Origin of the sequence: Streptomyces sp. NPDC094034 (assembly GCF_040303865.1) — a bacterium.
GTDB lineage: Bacteria > Actinomycetota > Actinomycetes > Streptomycetales > Streptomycetaceae > Streptomyces.
The window spans coordinates 77571-91965 of record NZ_JBEOUD010000012.1 but is presented as its reverse complement, the minus strand read 5'-3'; the positions used below and the strand labels follow the sequence as shown (position 1 = coordinate 91965).

14 protein-coding genes are annotated in these 14395 nt (G+C 70.4%); 9 read left to right on the top strand and 5 right to left on the bottom strand.

The window, feature by feature from the left end; genetic code table 11:
- The first annotated feature begins 31 nt into the window (after nt 1-31).
- The 3 genes from ABTZ59_RS13820 to ABTZ59_RS13810 all read left to right on the top strand — a co-directional run bounded on the left by ABTZ59_RS13820 (nt 32) and on the right by ABTZ59_RS13810 (nt 3339).
- Nucleotides 32-1075 (top strand): LacI family DNA-binding transcriptional regulator, encoded by a 1044-nt coding sequence (locus tag ABTZ59_RS13820; RefSeq protein WP_351395689.1) that lies wholly within the window; start codon nt 32-34, stop codon nt 1073-1075.
- A 94-nt stretch (nt 1076-1169) separates the two neighbouring features.
- A complete protein-coding gene (locus tag ABTZ59_RS13815) occupies nt 1170-2270 on the top strand; it encodes an aldose epimerase family protein (protein ID WP_351395687.1) in 1101 nt (366 codons plus the stop codon).
- Between the two features lie 130 nt (nt 2271-2400).
- Nucleotides 2401-3339 carry an NAD(P)-dependent oxidoreductase gene (locus tag ABTZ59_RS13810; protein ID WP_503002786.1) on the top strand — a complete coding sequence of 313 codons (939 nt, stop codon included), beginning with the start codon at nt 2401-2403 and terminating at the stop codon, nt 3337-3339.
- A 51-nt stretch (nt 3340-3390) separates the two neighbouring features.
- On the opposite strand, the gene ABTZ59_RS13805 is transcribed toward ABTZ59_RS13810, so the two are convergent.
- A complete protein-coding gene (locus tag ABTZ59_RS13805; protein ID WP_351395682.1) occupies nt 3391-4137 on the bottom strand; it encodes a class I SAM-dependent DNA methyltransferase in 747 nt (248 codons plus the stop codon).
- Nucleotides 4138-4327: 190 nt separating this feature from the next.
- On the opposite strand from ABTZ59_RS13805, the gene ABTZ59_RS13800 reads away from it, so the two are divergent.
- The 3 genes from ABTZ59_RS13800 (at nt 4328) to ABTZ59_RS13790 (ending at nt 7631) form a co-directional block, all read left to right on the top strand.
- Nucleotides 4328-5593: a glycosyltransferase family 4 protein gene (locus ABTZ59_RS13800; protein WP_351395679.1), complete on the top strand. Its 1266-nt coding sequence runs from the start codon at nt 4328-4330 to the stop codon at nt 5591-5593.
- A gap of 149 nt (nt 5594-5742) precedes the next feature.
- Entirely contained in the window at nt 5743-6540 is a 798-nt protein-coding gene (locus ABTZ59_RS13795) for a hypothetical protein (RefSeq protein ID WP_351395676.1), read from the top strand.
- Nucleotides 6541-6875: 335 nt separating this feature from the next.
- The gene (locus tag ABTZ59_RS13790; RefSeq protein ID WP_503002760.1) at nt 6876-7631 is read left to right on the top strand and encodes a nucleoside/nucleotide kinase family protein; all 756 of its coding nucleotides are present in this window, start codon (nt 6876-6878) and stop codon (nt 7629-7631) included.
- A 64-nt stretch (nt 7632-7695) separates the two neighbouring features.
- Here the strand turns inward: ABTZ59_RS13790 and ABTZ59_RS13785 are convergent, their stop codons facing one another.
- A complete protein-coding gene (locus ABTZ59_RS13785; RefSeq protein WP_351395673.1) occupies nt 7696-8619 on the bottom strand; it encodes an alpha/beta hydrolase in 924 nt (307 codons plus the stop codon).
- A 254-nt stretch (nt 8620-8873) separates the two neighbouring features.
- Here ABTZ59_RS13785 and ABTZ59_RS13780 point away from each other — a divergent pair, with 254 nt between their 5' ends.
- Nucleotides 8874-9455, top strand: coding sequence for a sugar O-acetyltransferase (locus ABTZ59_RS13780; protein ID WP_351395670.1), 582 nt, complete (start codon nt 8874-8876; stop codon nt 9453-9455).
- Nucleotides 9456-9462: 7 nt separating this feature from the next.
- A complete protein-coding gene (locus ABTZ59_RS13775) occupies nt 9463-10044 on the top strand; it encodes a TetR/AcrR family transcriptional regulator (protein ID WP_351395667.1) in 582 nt (193 codons plus the stop codon).
- Here ABTZ59_RS13775 and ABTZ59_RS13770 read toward each other — a convergent pair.
- Nucleotides 10031-11020 (bottom strand): LLM class flavin-dependent oxidoreductase, encoded by a 990-nt coding sequence (locus ABTZ59_RS13770; RefSeq protein ID WP_351395664.1) that lies wholly within the window; start codon nt 11018-11020, stop codon nt 10031-10033. The genes ABTZ59_RS13775 and ABTZ59_RS13770 overlap by 14 nt on opposite strands.
- A 100-nt stretch (nt 11021-11120) precedes the next feature.
- A complete protein-coding gene (locus tag ABTZ59_RS13765; protein ID WP_351395661.1) occupies nt 11121-12353 on the bottom strand; it encodes an MFS transporter in 1233 nt (410 codons plus the stop codon).
- Nucleotides 12354-12649: 296 nt separating this feature from the next.
- Between ABTZ59_RS13765 and ABTZ59_RS13760 the strand changes: the two genes are divergently transcribed.
- Nucleotides 12650-13582: a UTP--glucose-1-phosphate uridylyltransferase gene (locus ABTZ59_RS13760; RefSeq protein ID WP_351395658.1), complete on the top strand. Its 933-nt coding sequence runs from the start codon at nt 12650-12652 to the stop codon at nt 13580-13582.
- Between the two features lie 84 nt (nt 13583-13666).
- Here the strand turns inward: ABTZ59_RS13760 and ABTZ59_RS13755 are convergent, their stop codons facing one another.
- Nucleotides 13667-14341 (bottom strand): ScbR family autoregulator-binding transcription factor, encoded by a 675-nt coding sequence (locus tag ABTZ59_RS13755; RefSeq protein WP_351395655.1) that lies wholly within the window; start codon nt 14339-14341, stop codon nt 13667-13669.
- Nucleotides 14342-14395: the final 54 nt, after the last annotated feature.

The window sequence follows — 14395 nt, the reverse complement described above, 5'->3', positions numbered from 1 at the left end:
GGCCGGGTTCCCTGTCGAGTCAAGGAGTGCCGTGAGCGTCAGCCTCAAGGACGTTGCGCAACGGGCGGGCGTGTCCATCAAGACCGTGTCGAACGTGGTCAACAACTATCAGCACGTCACACCCCAGATGCGCGCCAAGGTGCAGCGGGCCATCGACGAGCTGGGCTACCGGCCCAATCTCACCGCCCGCCATCTGCGCAAAGGGCGTACGGGCATCATCGCCCTGGCCGTACCCGAGTTCGGCAACCCGTACTTCGCCGAGCTGGCCGGCGCGGTCGTCGACGCCGCGGCCCGGCACGAGTACACCGTGCTGGTCGACCACACCGGCGGGCTGCGCGAGAACGAGCTGCTGGTCTGCCAGGGCTTTCGCTCGCATGTGATCGACGGACTCATCCTCAGCCCGATCCACCTGGAGACCGAGGACCTGATGGCGCGCTCCGAGACCGCGCCGCTGGTGCTGCTGGGGGAGCGTGAGTACGAGGCCCCGTACGACCACATCGCCATCGACAACGTCACCGCGGCCCGCGCGGCCGTACGGCATCTCCTCGACCACGGCCACCGCCGCATCGCCTTCCTCGGCTCGCGCACCGGCCGCGAACGCCAGCCGGCGCATCTGCGGCTGCGTGGCTGGCGCGAGGAACTGGCGGCAGCGGGCATCGCGCCCGACGAGAGCCTGGTGATCGTCACCGACGGTTACGGACGCGAGGACGGCGCCGCCGCGATGGCCGCGCTCCTCGACCGCGGGGAGCGGCCGGACGCCGTCTTCGCCTACAACGACCTCATCGCCATCGGTGCGATGCGCACGCTCACCGAACGCGGTCTGCGCATCCCCGCCGACGTCGCCGTCGTCGGCTTCGACGACATCGAGGAGAGCCGGTACGGCGCCACCACACTCACCACCATCTCCCCGGACAAGGAGACCATCGCCCGGCTCGCCGTCGACAGTCTCGTCGAACGGCTCTCGGGCGAGGCGGTGGCCGAACCCCGCAGGCCCCGCCCCGGCTACCGCCTGGTCGTCCGCGAATCGACCGCGTCCCGAAGGACCCCGGACCCGGGGCGGACGGGAAAGGTCTGAGACGCGCCGGCGGGACCCCGGGGCGTGTCCGTACACGCCGCGCCCGGGCGGCCCACGCTCCTCCCCGCCATCCGTTTCGTCACAAGGATCCCCGATGCCCACCCCCACCGTGCACAGCAGGCCGTTCGGCACCGCTTCCGGGCGGTCGGAAATCGATCTCTGGACGCTCGACTCCGGAACCGGAATCCGGGCCGAGATCCTGACCTACGGCGGCGTCCTGCACCGGCTCATCGTGCCCGACACCGCAGGGAACGCCGCGTCGGTCGTCCGGTCGCTCGCCTCCCTCGACGACTACACGGGCGAGAACCCCTACTTCGGGGCGCTCATCGGCCGTTACGCGAACCGCATCGCGCACGGCCGCTTCACCCTGGACGGCACGGTGCACCACATCCCCGCCAACGACCGCGGCCACGCGCTGCACGGCGGTCCTGGCGGCTTCCACACCAGAGTGTGGAAGGCGGCGGCCCGCCGTACGGATCACCTGGCGGCGCTCCGGCTCACGCTGCACAGCGCCGACGGCGACATGGGATTCCCCGGCGCGCTCGATGTCACCGTGACGTACACGCTCGACACCGAAGGCACCCTCGCGCTCGACTACCGGGCGACCACCGACCGCCCCACGGTCGTCAACCTCACCAACCACGCCTACTTCGACCTCGCGGACGGCGGTGACATCCTCGGCCACACCCTCCAGGTGGACGCCGACGAGTATCTGCCCATCGATGAAGCGGGCATCCCGCGCGGCCCCGCCGTACCCGTCCGGCACACCCCGTTCGACCTCACCGTTCCACGGACGCTGGGGGACCGGATCGGCCTGCCCGACGAACAACTCCGTTCGGCGGGGGGATTCGACCACTGCTGGGTCCTGCGGCAAGCGGAACCGGAACACGGCGGCGTCCCGCGCCGGGCCGCCCGTCTCGCCGCCCCCGGTGAGGTGCGGGTCATGGAGGTATGGACCACCGAACCCGGTATTCAGGTCTACACGGCCAACCAACTCGACGGCTCACTCATCGATCCCGTCGGCCGGCGCCACCAACGGTACGGCGCGGTCTGTCTGGAGAGCCAGCATCTGCCCGACTCGCCGAACCGTCCCGGTCATCCCTCGACGCTGCTGCGCCCCGACGACGTAGCCGCCAGCAGAACCGAGTTGAGGTTTCCGCACCTCGGGTGTGAGCGAGGCGCCGACTCGGTCTGAGGGGTAACGCCGAGGAGTCGCGCCGGCGTCCGAGTCGCCACACTCACCCTCTGTGGCGCGGTCCATCGCCGTCCACTCACTGGATAGAACGATCGCTCCAGAGCCCTGCTATCTTGTTCTGGATGGATCGATCGTTCTAGTTCAACCAGTAAAGAGCCAAGGAGAGTTCCGGATGAGTCAGCGGATGAGCGGCCCGATGGGCAAGAGGTCGGTAACGGTCATCGGTCTGGGCCCGATGGGCCGGGCGATGGTGAACACCTTTTTGGCGAACGGCCACGAGGTGACCGTATGGAATCGGACCGCGAGCAAGGCCGAGGCGCTGGTGGCCAAGGGCGCCAGGCAGGCGCACACCGTCGAGGACGCGCTGGCCACCAATGAGCTGATCGTGCTCAGCCTGACGGACTATGACGCGGTGTACGCCATCCTCGAACCGGTGGCGGCCTCCCTCTCCGGCAAGGTCATCGCCAACCTCAGCTCGGACACCCCGGACAGGGCCCGAGAGGCGGCCACGTGGGCGGCAGGGCACGGCGCGAAGCATCTCACCGGCGGGGTGCAGGTGCCGCCGCCACTGATCGGCAAGCCCGGGTCCGCCACCTACTACAGCGGTCCGCGCGATGTCTTCGAGGCTCACGAGGACACCCTGAAGGTCCTCACCGACGCGGACTACCGGGGCGAGGACGCCGGCCTCGCGGCCATGTACTACCAGGCCCAGATGACCATCTTCTGGACCACCATGCTCAGTTACTACCAGACCCTCGCGCTGGGGCGGGCCAACGGTGTCTCGGCGAAGGAACTCCTGCCGTACGCCACGATGATGACGGCGATGATGCCCCACTTCCTGGAGCTGTACGCGGAGCACGCGGACTCCGCGACGTACCCCGGCGACGTGGATCGTCTGGCGATGGGCGCGGCCAGTGTCGACCACGTCCTGCACACCCACAGGGACGCGGGAGTGAACACCGTACTGCCGGCCGCGGTCGCCGAGATCTTCCGGGCCGGGATGGCCGGGGGCTTCGCCGAGAACAGCTTCTCCAGTCTGATCGAGGTGCTCAAGCAGCCCTCGGCCTGAGTCCTCGGGCGGGGGTCGAGGGCATGTCCTCGGCCCCCACCCTCTCCGGGGTCAGTCGACGGGTTTCTCCCAGACCGATACGTGTTGGCCGCTCTCGTTCGTGAAGGGCCCTCGCGTCCATCCGTCCCACCGCTCGCGCAACCGCAGCCCGGCGAGCTGCGCCATCAGATCGAGTTCCGCGGGCCACACATACCGGAAAGGGATCGACCGGTACTCGCCACGCCCGTCGGCGACCTGGATGTAGTTCGAACTCATCGCCTGGGTGGCCACCTCGTAGGCGTCGAACGCCCACCGTGTCGGACTCACGTGGAAGGGCACGATGTTCTGCCCGGCGGGGAGCTTTCGCAGCTCGGGGACCATGACCTCGATGACGAAGCACCCCCCGGGTGCCAGATGGGCCGCCGCGTTGCGGAAACACGCCACCTGCGCCGCCTGTGTCGTCAGATTCATGATCGTGTTGAAGACCAGATACGCGACGGAGAAGGTCCCCGGCACTCTCGTCGTCGCGAAGTCGCCGATCGTCACACCGATCGCGTCGCCGCCCGGTTTGGCGCCCAGCCGCGCGACCATCGCTCGTGACATGTCGATGCCGTGGACCGGTACTCCGCGCAGTGCCAACGGCAACGCGACGCGCCCCGTCCCAATGCCCAGCTCAAGCGCCGGGCCACCGTCCGCCAGCGCCACCAGAAAATCGACGGTCTCGGCCACGACGCTCGGCTCGAACATTTCTTCCGACGACTCGTCGTACATCGCCGCGACGCGCTCTCCGAAGTAGCCGTCCCCATCATGATCGTTCATCGCCCGACCATACTGCGGGAGCGATCGATGGGCCGCGCGATTCCGCGGCCGACGCCGGCCCGGCTTCGACGAAGACCGGTTCAAGAAACGGGACACCGTGTGTGCGGATCTTGGACACGGAATCGACGCGGTTGTCTCAAGACCGCGTAACGAACGGAACGGCGTGGTGAACAACATGGTCCGTACATTCATGAAGATTTCTTTACTCATTCACAATGCCTACGGGATCGGGGGGACCATCACCACGACGTACAACTTGGCCGGTGCGCTGGCCGAGCGGCACGAGGTGGAAATCGTCTCCGTGTTCCGGCACCGGGAGAGCCCCAACCTGACACCGGACCCGCGAATACGGCTGCGCCCGCTCGTTGACCTGCGGCATGAGAAGGAACACCCACTGCATCTGAGCCCGGCGAAGGTGTTCCCCGCGTACGAGTACCGCTACGGCCAGTACAGCGCGCTCACCGACGAGCGGATCGAGGGGTTCCTGGGGGCGACGGACGCCGATGTCGTGGTGGGCACGCGCCCGGGGCTCAATGTGCATATCGCTCTCCAGGCCCGGGCCGGGACCGTACGGGTGGGGCAGGAACACCTGACCCTGGACAACCACCCGCCGAGACTGCGCCGCGTACTGCGCCGGGTCTATCCGCGCCTGGACGCCCTCACCACCGTCACCCATGCCGACGCCGCCGCGTACCGCAAGAAGATGTGGCTGCCCGGCGTGCGCGTGGAGGCGCTGCCCAACAGCGTCCCCGACCCGTCGCTGCCGCCTTCGGACGGCACCGCCCCCGTGGTGGTGGCCGCGGGCCGACTGGTCCCGGTGAAGCGGTACGACCTTCTCATCGAGGCGTTCGCGGCAGTCGTGGCCGAACGCCCCGACTGGCAACTGCGTGTGTACGGCGGGGGCGAGGAGCGCGACCGGCTGCGACGGCTCATCGAGGAACTCGGCCTGTACGACAACGTCTTCCTGATGGGTACCGCGAGTCCGATGGAGGCCGAGTGGGCCAAGGGCTCGATCGCCGCCGCGACCTCGAACTTCGAGCCATTCGGCATGACGATCGTCGAGGCGATGCGCTGCGGTCTCCCCGTCGTCAGCACCGACTGCCCGCACGGCCCCGCCGAGATCATCGCGGACGGCGCGGACGGCCGGCTGGTGCCCGTCGGCGACCGCGAGGCACTTTCGGCCGCCCTGCTCGACCTCGTACGCGACGACGAGACACGCCGCCGGATGGGGCGCACCGCGCTGAAGAACTCCGAACGGTTCGCCCCCGGGCCGGTCGTGGCACAGGCCGAGGCGCTGTTCGACGCGCTGGTGTCGGCGAGGCGGGCCGGACGTCCGGTCGCCACGCGCACCACCGGCATCGACCGCGCTCTGGTGACCGGCGGCTACGCGGCCCGGGACGCCGCCTACTCGGCGGCCGGCACCCTCCTCAGGACCGTACGGAAGGCGAAGCGATGAGCCCGGACCGCGACAGAACTGTTCGTGACGGAAACCCGCGTGACGGAAACCCGCGTGACGGAACCCTGTCTGACGCAACCCCGCCTGACGGAACCCCGCACGACGAGAACGCGCGGGTCGAGAGTCCGCGCCCGCGCGCCGACTGCACGGTGGACGGACGAAACCGGCTCACCGTACGGCTCACCGCGCCGGACACACCGAAGGCCCCGGCCTCCCGGCCTCAACTGCTGCTGCGTCTGCGCCCGTCGAGGGGACAGCCAGAACTGGTCAGGCGGGTGTTCGACCTGGAGCCGGCGCCCGGCCAGGACCGCTGGCAGGCCACCATCGAACCGGCGCCCGCCTTCGCGGAGGGCCGTTGGGACGCCTATGTCGTCCCCTCGCCCGGCACACCGCGCCGACGGCTCCTCCCCGGCGTCCGTGACCTACGGGCCCTGGTGGCGGGCCGCGCGCCCGACGGGACTTCCTCGCCCCTGGCGGTCCTGGTCCCGTACGCCACGCTGGACGGCTACTTCGCCGTACGAGCCTGGCTGCGCCCCACACACGCGGAGGCGGATCGTATCCGGGTCGCCGACGGCGCGATGACGGTACGCGGCAGGCTCTTCGGCGCCGAACTGGGCACCGGAGCGGCGGCGTTGCTGCGTCGCCGGGGGAAGGGCGGCATCGCACGGGAGGTGGAACTGACCGCGGAGGGCGGCCATGCCTTCTCCATCACCGTCGGCTACCGGGATCTGCTGAGCACACCGGGCGCCGGTGCGGGACCGGGGGTGTGGGACGTGTTCGTCCGCCCGTCCGCGGACGCGCGGCCGGTCCGGACGGCCCGGCTCCTGGATGATCTCGCGGACCGCAAGCGGGTGTTCGTGTACCCGGCCACGGCACTCGACGGGCTGAACGCGCGCCCGTATTACACGGTCGACAATGAGCTGTCGGTGGAGATCACGGAAGGCTGAGCGGAGGCGGGCGCGGGCGTAGCCGCGGAAGCGGGCTTGGTGCGGGTACGGCTACGGGCGGTGTGCGGGGGCCTTTGGCCGTCCCCGCACACCGCCCGGACGCACGCGTCCAGGGGGATGGACAAGCCCGTCCCGCGCGGAGTCGGCACGCCGGCGACGCCCACGGGGTCGTTGCCTACGATGAGAGAGATCGGCCGCGCACCGGAACGGCCGATGCCGTCTCGCTTCCCTCGATCCCCTCGCTTCCCTCGTTCCCGTCGATCGACTTCGTTCGCCCCACGTTCGTTCACCCCCGCGCCGGGTCACCTCGCGCATGACCGTCTGGGAGTCGTCACATGAAAGACACCGCCGTCCCCCAACCCGTGAGTGCCGAGGAGATGGCCTTCTCCGCACTGCGCGACCGAGCTCGCGCTCTCGCCGAATCCGGGCGGCGGGCGATTCTGGGGATCGTCGGGGCACCCGGTTCGGGAAAGTCGACGCTGGCGGACCACTTGGCCGCCGCCCTCGGCCCGGACACGGCCGTTGTGGTGCCGATGGACGGCTTCCATCTGGCCAATGGCGAACTGACCCGGCTCGGAAGCCGGCAGCGGAAGGGCGCACCGGACACCTTCGACGCGGCGGGCTACGCGGCGCTTCTCCGCCGACTGCGCGAACGGGCGGAGGACCGCGTGTACGCCCCCCGGTTCCACCGCGAGTTCGAGGAAGCCATCGCGGGCGCCATCCCGGTCCCGGCGCGGGTGCCCCTGGTCATCACCGAGGGCAACTATCTGCTGCTCGACCAGGGCCCCTGGGCGGGCGTCAGAGCACTCCTCGACGAAGCGTGGTATGTCGCCACCGATGAGGAGACCCGGCTGAACCAGCTCATCCAACGGCACGTGGCCTACGGCAAGCCCTTGGCGGAGGCCCGCGCGTGGTCCCTCGGCAGCGACCAGCGCAACGCCGATCTTGTCGCGGCCACCCCGCACCGAGCCGACCTGGTGCTCGTCCCGCCGCCCCTCGACCCGATCCCGACAGAGCGGATGCCGACCGACCGGGCGCCGCACCGCACGGAGCCCGACTCCTCCGCCGGGCACCGTCCCCCGGACGCGTAACCCGGCTCCGAGCGACCGGGCGGCGCCGGGGGACACCGCACGCGGCCCTCCGTACGCAGGACTTCTACCGAGTCTCTGCCAGGTGGGTCCGGAAGAAGTCGGTCAGCTTGGCGACGGCGGGGCCGACATAGGGCTCCTTGTCGTAGAGGTCGATGTGGCCGGCGCCGTCCACCCAGTGCAGTTCCTTGGGACCCCGGGCGTTCTGGAAGGCTTCGACGCTCATCCAGGAGGTGACGGCCTCGCGGCCGACGATGAGCAGCAGCGGGCGCGGGGCGATCAGACCGACGAAGCGGAACCCGTCGAAGAAGGCCATGCGGTCGACGCTGGACCAGGTGAAGGACTGGGCCGCGCGCGGGTGCTCGGCGCGGGGCGTGCGGTAGTACTCGAATCCCTCCGCGGCGTGCTCGCCGCCCGCGGCGGCGGCCTCCTCGGCGGTGCTGGGGAAGAGCGGGAAGACCGGGACGCCCTCGCCGCGTGCCTCGGCGGTACGGGAAGCCGCGGCCGCGTCGAGCATGGTCTGGAAAACGGCCGGGTCCTGGGTGCCGTCGGCGCCCTCGCGGAACTGGCGCGCGATGTCGACGGCGGAGATGGCGCCGACGGCCTTGACGCGGTGATCGGACGCGGTCGCGGTCAGCGCGTATCCGCCCGAGGCGCAGATGCCCAGCGCCCCGATCCGGTCGGGGTCGACCTCCTCGCGAGTGCTGAGGAAGGAGACGGCGGCCTTGATGTCCTCGACCCGCTGGGCCGGGTCCTCCAGACCACGCGGCTCGCCTCCGCTCTCTCCCTGATGGGCGGCGTCGAAGGCGAGGGTGACAAAGCCCTGGTCGGCCAGGCGCCGCGCGTAGAGGCCGGCGGTCTGCTCCTTCACGCCGCTGCCGGGGTGGCCGACGACGATCGCCGGGCGCGGCCCGCCGGTCTCACCGTCCGGTGTGTATAGGTGTCCGGCGATCGTGATCCCGGCGCTGGGGAAGCTGACGTTGGTCCGCACGGTGGTGCTCCAGTCGCTGAAAAGGTGAGCGGGCTCGCGGTGGGGCGGGCTCCGGTGGCCGTTCTGCTCGCGGCCACACAGCAACGATGAAGTCGGCGGTTCGGCGGTGCCAGGGAGGACATTGCCCAGGCAAGCCGGTACCAGGCTTGTCGTCGGCTCAGGGGCTCGGACGAACGCCCGCCCGGTGAGCGGGCGGGGAGCGCGGTCTTCCCAGCGGAGTGTACGTGCGTACACTATCGGTTACGATCCTGGGCATGTCGACGGACCACTTCACCGAGGACCTGCGGACCAACCATGAGCGTATGCTCGCGGGCGACCTCTACATCGCCGATGACCCGGAGATCACACAACGCCAGCGGCGCGCGATCCGACTCGCCTTCCGCTACCAGGCCGCCTTCGCCGAGGACGCCGATTCCGCCCGGGGGATCCTGGCCGAACTGCTCGGCGGCGTGGGAGAGGACGTGGAAGTACGGGCGCCGATCCACGTCGACTTCGGAAGCAACATCACGATCGGGCCCCGCACGTTCGTCAACTACCATCTGACCGCACTGGACGTCGCGCGGATCTCGGTCGGCGCGGACTGCCAGATCGGCCCGAACGTCCAACTGCTCACCCCCACCCATCCCTTGGAGCCGGGGCCCCGGCGCGACAAACTGGAAGCCGCACGCCCGATCACCATCGGCGACAACGTGTGGCTCGGCGGAGGGGTCATCGTCCTGCCCGGCGTGACCATCGGCGACGACAGCGTCATCGGCGCCGGTTCCGTCGTCACCAAGGACATTCCCGCCGGTGTCGTCGCCGTCGGTAACCCCGCTCGTGTCATCCGAAGCCTGTGAGCTTCCCATGACGACCGGACGCACGGATCATCAGCGGCGCGAACGCATCATCGCCGCCACCCTCGATCTCATCGCCGACGACGGCGTCGCGGGTGTGTCCCACCGCAAGATCGCTGCCCGGGCCGCGGTGCCGCTGGGATCGATGACCTACCACTTCAACGGCATCGATGACGTACTCCGGGAAGCGTTCACCACGTTCGCCGACCAGATCGTCGCCCTCTTCGAGGCCCATCTCGGTGGTGCCACCGACCGTGACGAGGTCCGCCAGGCGGTGGCCGACCTCGTCCACGCCCTGTCCGAGGGGCCACAGCGCGACCTGGTGCTCACCCAGGAGCTGTACACCCTCGCCGCCCGTCGTCCCGAGTACCGGACGCTGACGACTCGGTGGATGCGCCGCAGCCGCGCCCTGCTTGAGCAGCATTTCGACCCGGCCACCGCACGGCAGCTCGACGCCCTCATCGAGGGCCTTTCCCTCCACCACGCCCTGGACAGCGAACCGCACGACCGTGCCCTGACGGTGGAGGCGATCACCCGTATCACCATGGACACACCGCGCGGAAACGGCCGGCCACCGGTCAGCGCCGGCTGAGGACGCGGGCGAGCCGGGTGAGCGCGGCCGTCCTGTCGGCCTCGACCGGCGTCAGTACGACGCTGGTGGCTCCCGCCCGATACCGGGCGGCGACGCGTTCGCGGACCTGGCCGGGTGTTCCGGCGAGGGCCAGCTCGGCGACCCACTCCGCCGGCATGGTGGCGGCGAACTCCTCGGGCCCAGCGCAGTGCCGCCGGTGACGAGCGAGCTCGTCGGCGAACGGCAGTGCGGCCAGATGAGGCGCCCAGTCGGGCTCCCCGATCCAGGTCAGGCCCGCGCGCGCCCGCTCCAGCGCGGCGTCGGGGTCATCGTCGACCACGGCGACGTCATAGGCGATCACCTCGACACCTTCCGCACCGGGCGTCGTGCCCATGTGGCCGAGGGCCGCGGCGATGTACGCGGGCGGGGACGGCTCGGCCAGCAGGACACCGTCGGCGACCCCTCCGGCGACCTCCAGCGACTTGGGGCCCCGCACACCGAGCACGACCGGCGGGACGAGATCCGGCGTCTCGCCGATGACAACGTCCTGGGTCGTCACGTACCGGCCGTTGACAGGCCCCGGCTCACCGCGCAGCAGCGCCCGGACCGCGGTGGCGTACTCACCGATGAAGGTGAGCGGGCTGGCAGGCCACGCCCCCACCTGGCGCATCCACACCGGCATACCGTGCCCGATACCGGCGATCAGCCGCCCGGGAAAGAGCTGCGCCAGGGTCGCCAACTCCATCGCGGCGAAGGCGGGGTTGCGCGCGCCGGCGGGCATGATGCCGATGCCGACGACGATGCGTTCGGTGGCGGCCAGCACCGCACCGGCCTGGGCGACCCCGCCGCGGAAGCCGAGATCCTCGACCACCCACAGTTCGTCGAAGCCGAGTTCCTCCGCCCGGCGTGCGAAGGGCAGCACCTGTGCGGCCGGCAGATCGCGGGGGAGCATGACACCGACGCGCTCGCGGGGGAGTGGTGTGCTCGGCACAGTCATGAAAGGCAGCCTTCCTTGGCACGGGCGGCCGCTCGGTGGGACCGCTCGGGGTGGACATTCTTCGGTCGGATCGATCCTCGACGACATGGCCCGGGGCCGGTCACCGGAGTCGCTTGCGCAGCACACCGGCGAGCAGTACGACGAGCAGCCCGGCGAAGGGTACGACCAGCAGCCCCACGCGCAGACTGGTCGCGTCGGCGATCAGTCCGACGACCGGCGGGGAGCACAGGAAGCCCAGGCGCATGAGCCAGGAGACGATGGTCAGCCCGGACCCGGGGCGCAGGCCGGGCAGCTCGTCCGCCTCGTGCATCGCGGCGGGCACCAACGTGGCCACTCCGAACCCGGCGGCGGCGAAGCCGAGAATCGTCCCTGGCACCGTCGGAACGGCCAGCGCCAGGCCCATACCCGCCGCGGCGACGAGACCGCCGACGCGGGCCACGGCGCGCTGCCCGAACCGATCGACGAGCCGGTCGCCGATGAGGCGCCCGATGAACTGGGCGCCCACGAGAGCGATGTATCCCGACGCCGCCAGCGCGACCGACGCCGCCAGCGAGTCCGACAGGTAGACGGCGGCCCACGAGCTGCCGGCGTCCTCCACGAGCGCGCCCGACGTGGCGATCAACACCAAGGCGCCCAGCACGAAAAGGGTGCGCGGTCCTCTCCCGGGGGCTTCCTTCCGCCGCGTGCCAGGGACATCGCCAGGGGCATCGCCAGGGACATCGCCCTCGGGGTCCACGGCCGGGTCCGTCTCCTGGCCGGGCAGACAGAACCTCGCGGCGGCGAGCGCGGCGACCGCGAACACCGCCGCCGAGATCCCCAGATGCGGGCCCCGCGACAGACCGAGCGCGATGGCACCGGCGGCCATCGCCCCGCCGGTGACGGCGCCGATGGACCAGATGGCGTGGAAGGAGTTGATGATGGAACGTCCGTACCGGCGCTGGACCCGAAGGCCGTGTTCGTTCTGGGCGACATCGGTGATCGCGTCCATCGCTCCCGCCAGGAACAACGCGCCGGCGAACGCCCACACCGAAGAACTCAGCCCCGCTGCCAGTATCCAGGCCCCGGTCAGGATGGTGCCGGTCACCGCCACCCGCGCCGAGCCGAACCGGCGGATGAGCACCCCGGCCGCGAGCCCGGCCACGATCGCGCCGGACGGGAACGTCGCGACCGCCAGCCCGTAGGCGGCGTTACCCATCCCGAGCTCGTCCTTGATCTGGGGAAAGCGCGGCAGAAGATTGGCGAACAACGCGCCGTTGGTGAAGAACAGCACGCCCACCGCCACGCGCGCCTGCCGCTCTGTCAGACCAGGACGCGTCGACATGACAAGACTCATGCGCCCGAGCCTATAGCCAAAGCGTACGAACGTACACTCCCGTCTGGCCGCCACTGCCTCATGTCCCGCGACGGCCGCGTCTCGCGCTCCGTGACCGTCCCGTCACGGGAGCCGAAAGGTACGGGGGCCGACCCGTTCCACCGAGGAGGCGACCTGTCCTTCGTCTGCCGGGGCGGCGCTGAACGCCGTCCGACGCCGGGGGCTCAAGACCTCGTTCAGGGGCGGTCGCGCACGTTGGTAGCGTCGGCGTGAGCCGTGCCGGCCGGTGCGGATGCCGTTCGACCGAGAGAGACCTGATGTCCCCGACGATCCGCAGGGCCGTGATCCCCGCCGCCGGACTGGGTTCCCGTCTGTTGCCCCTGACCAAGGCCACTCCCAAGGAAATGCTGCCGGTCGGCGACAAGCCGGTGATCGAGCACACCGTCCGCGAGCTGGTGGACTCCGGCATCACCGACATCACCATCGTCGTCTCCGGCGGCAAAAGCCTGATCCAGGACCACTTCCGGCCCAATCCCGCGCTCTGCGCGCAGCTGCGGGAAGACGGCAAAGAGGGATACGCGGACGCGGTGGAGGAGGTTGCCGAGCTGGCCCGCCGCGGCCACATCACCTACCTCGACCAGCACGGCCCGTACGGCAACGGCACCCCCGTACTGAACGCCGCCCGGTCCTTCGGTGACGAGCCGGTGCTGGTGCTGTGGCCCGACGACGTGTTCGTGGCCGAGGTGCCCCGCGCCCAGCAGCTGATCCGCGCCCACGAGCAGACCGGCTGTCCGGTACTGGCCCTCATGCCGATGGACCCCGACGACTCCCAGCGCTACGGCGTGCCGATCGTCAAGGAAGACCTCGACGACGGCCTGCTGCGCATCACCGGCCTGGTCGAGAAGCCCAAGCCGGCCGACGCACCGTCCTCGTACGCGGCAATCGGCGGCTATGTGATCACCCCCGGCATCATCGACGAACTGCGCGAGCAGACCCGCCTCTGGTACGACCGGCGGGAAGGTGAGATCTATCTGACCGACGCGATCAACGCCTACGCGGCCAGCCGCGCGGTGTACGGGCAGGTCATCTCCGGCCGCTGGTACGACACCGGCAACCCGGCCGACTATCTCGTCGCCCAGATGGCCTTCGCCCTCTCCCACCCCGAGTACGGGCCCGTCCTGCGCGGTCTGGTCGACGAACTCGACGGCGGCCGTCCTGGCTCGGCCGCGGACATCGCCGCGACGCTCTGAGCCACCGCTCCCCTGGCCCCTCGGCGGTGCGGCGGTCCCTGCCATGACGGGAGGCGGGGACCGCCGCACCGCCGAGCGGGCCCGTCAGCCGTCCTGGCGCGCTTCCCGCTCCTCTTCGGTCGGCCGGGGCCGCAGTTCGGCGAAGACTGCCCCGCCCCGGTTCGGGGTGAGGTCCACGCGGTCGAGTACGGAGGACGGCGTGAGGCTGGGCAGCAGATGCCGCAGCAGGACCGAGGTCCGGGCCAGGAGATCCTGGTACTCGCATACGGCCTGCGACATGGCCTGGACCCCGGCGAACGCCCCCACGGCGACCTCCGCGCTCTCGGCCGTCCGCACGTGAGGGAGCAACTCGCCCCGGGCCTGGGCCTTTTCCAGCAGTTCCCCGATGATCCCGCCCCAGCGCAGGAAGGGGCCGCTGCGGTCGACTCCATGAGCCTGCTGGTCGAGCGAGAGCCGGACCCCGGCCCGGACCATCGGGTCGGTCTGCAGGCGGTAGGCGTGCAGCAGCACCGTGTCCACGAACTGCTGGATCGTGCAGGAGCGGTCAGGAACGGGGAGCCACTGGTCCTGCTCGCCGAGCACGCCCTGAGCGAGGTGTTCCTTCGAGGGGAAGTGGAAGTACAGCGCCCCCTTGGTCACCCCGGCCTCGGTGAGTATCTCGCTGATGGTGGCCGCCTGATAGCCGCGCGCCTCGAAGACCTTGGCCGCCGCGGTCAGGATGGTCAGGCGCGTACGGATCGCTCGATCCTGCTTCGCCATGTGGGACCCCTCTGAATCGATGAGCCCAGCGGCCCGGAGAAGACCGTCCAGAGT

Coding starts and splice junctions, on each gene's coding strand:
- ABTZ59_RS13805 (WP_351395682.1), bottom strand. CDS start 4,137: ATGAACGATCATGATGGGGACGGCTACTTCGGAGAGCGCGTCGCGGCG.
- ABTZ59_RS13755 (WP_351395655.1), bottom strand. CDS start 14,341: ATGGCGAAGCAGGATCGAGCGATCCGTACGCGCCTGACCATCCTGACC.
- ABTZ59_RS13770 (WP_351395664.1), bottom strand. CDS start 11,020: ATGACTGTGCCGAGCACACCACTCCCCCGCGAGCGCGTCGGTGTCATG.
- ABTZ59_RS13765 (WP_351395661.1), bottom strand. CDS start 12,353: ATGAGTCTTGTCATGTCGACGCGTCCTGGTCTGACAGAGCGGCAGGCG.
- ABTZ59_RS13790 (WP_503002760.1), top strand. CDS start 6,876: ATGAAAGACACCGCCGTCCCCCAACCCGTGAGTGCCGAGGAGATGGCC.
- ABTZ59_RS13815 (WP_351395687.1), top strand. CDS start 1,170: ATGCCCACCCCCACCGTGCACAGCAGGCCGTTCGGCACCGCTTCCGGG.
- ABTZ59_RS13760 (WP_351395658.1), top strand. CDS start 12,650: ATGTCCCCGACGATCCGCAGGGCCGTGATCCCCGCCGCCGGACTGGGT.
- ABTZ59_RS13775 (WP_351395667.1), top strand. CDS start 9,463: ATGACGACCGGACGCACGGATCATCAGCGGCGCGAACGCATCATCGCC.
- ABTZ59_RS13780 (WP_351395670.1), top strand. CDS start 8,874: ATGTCGACGGACCACTTCACCGAGGACCTGCGGACCAACCATGAGCGT.
- ABTZ59_RS13800 (WP_351395679.1), top strand. CDS start 4,328: ATGAAGATTTCTTTACTCATTCACAATGCCTACGGGATCGGGGGGACC.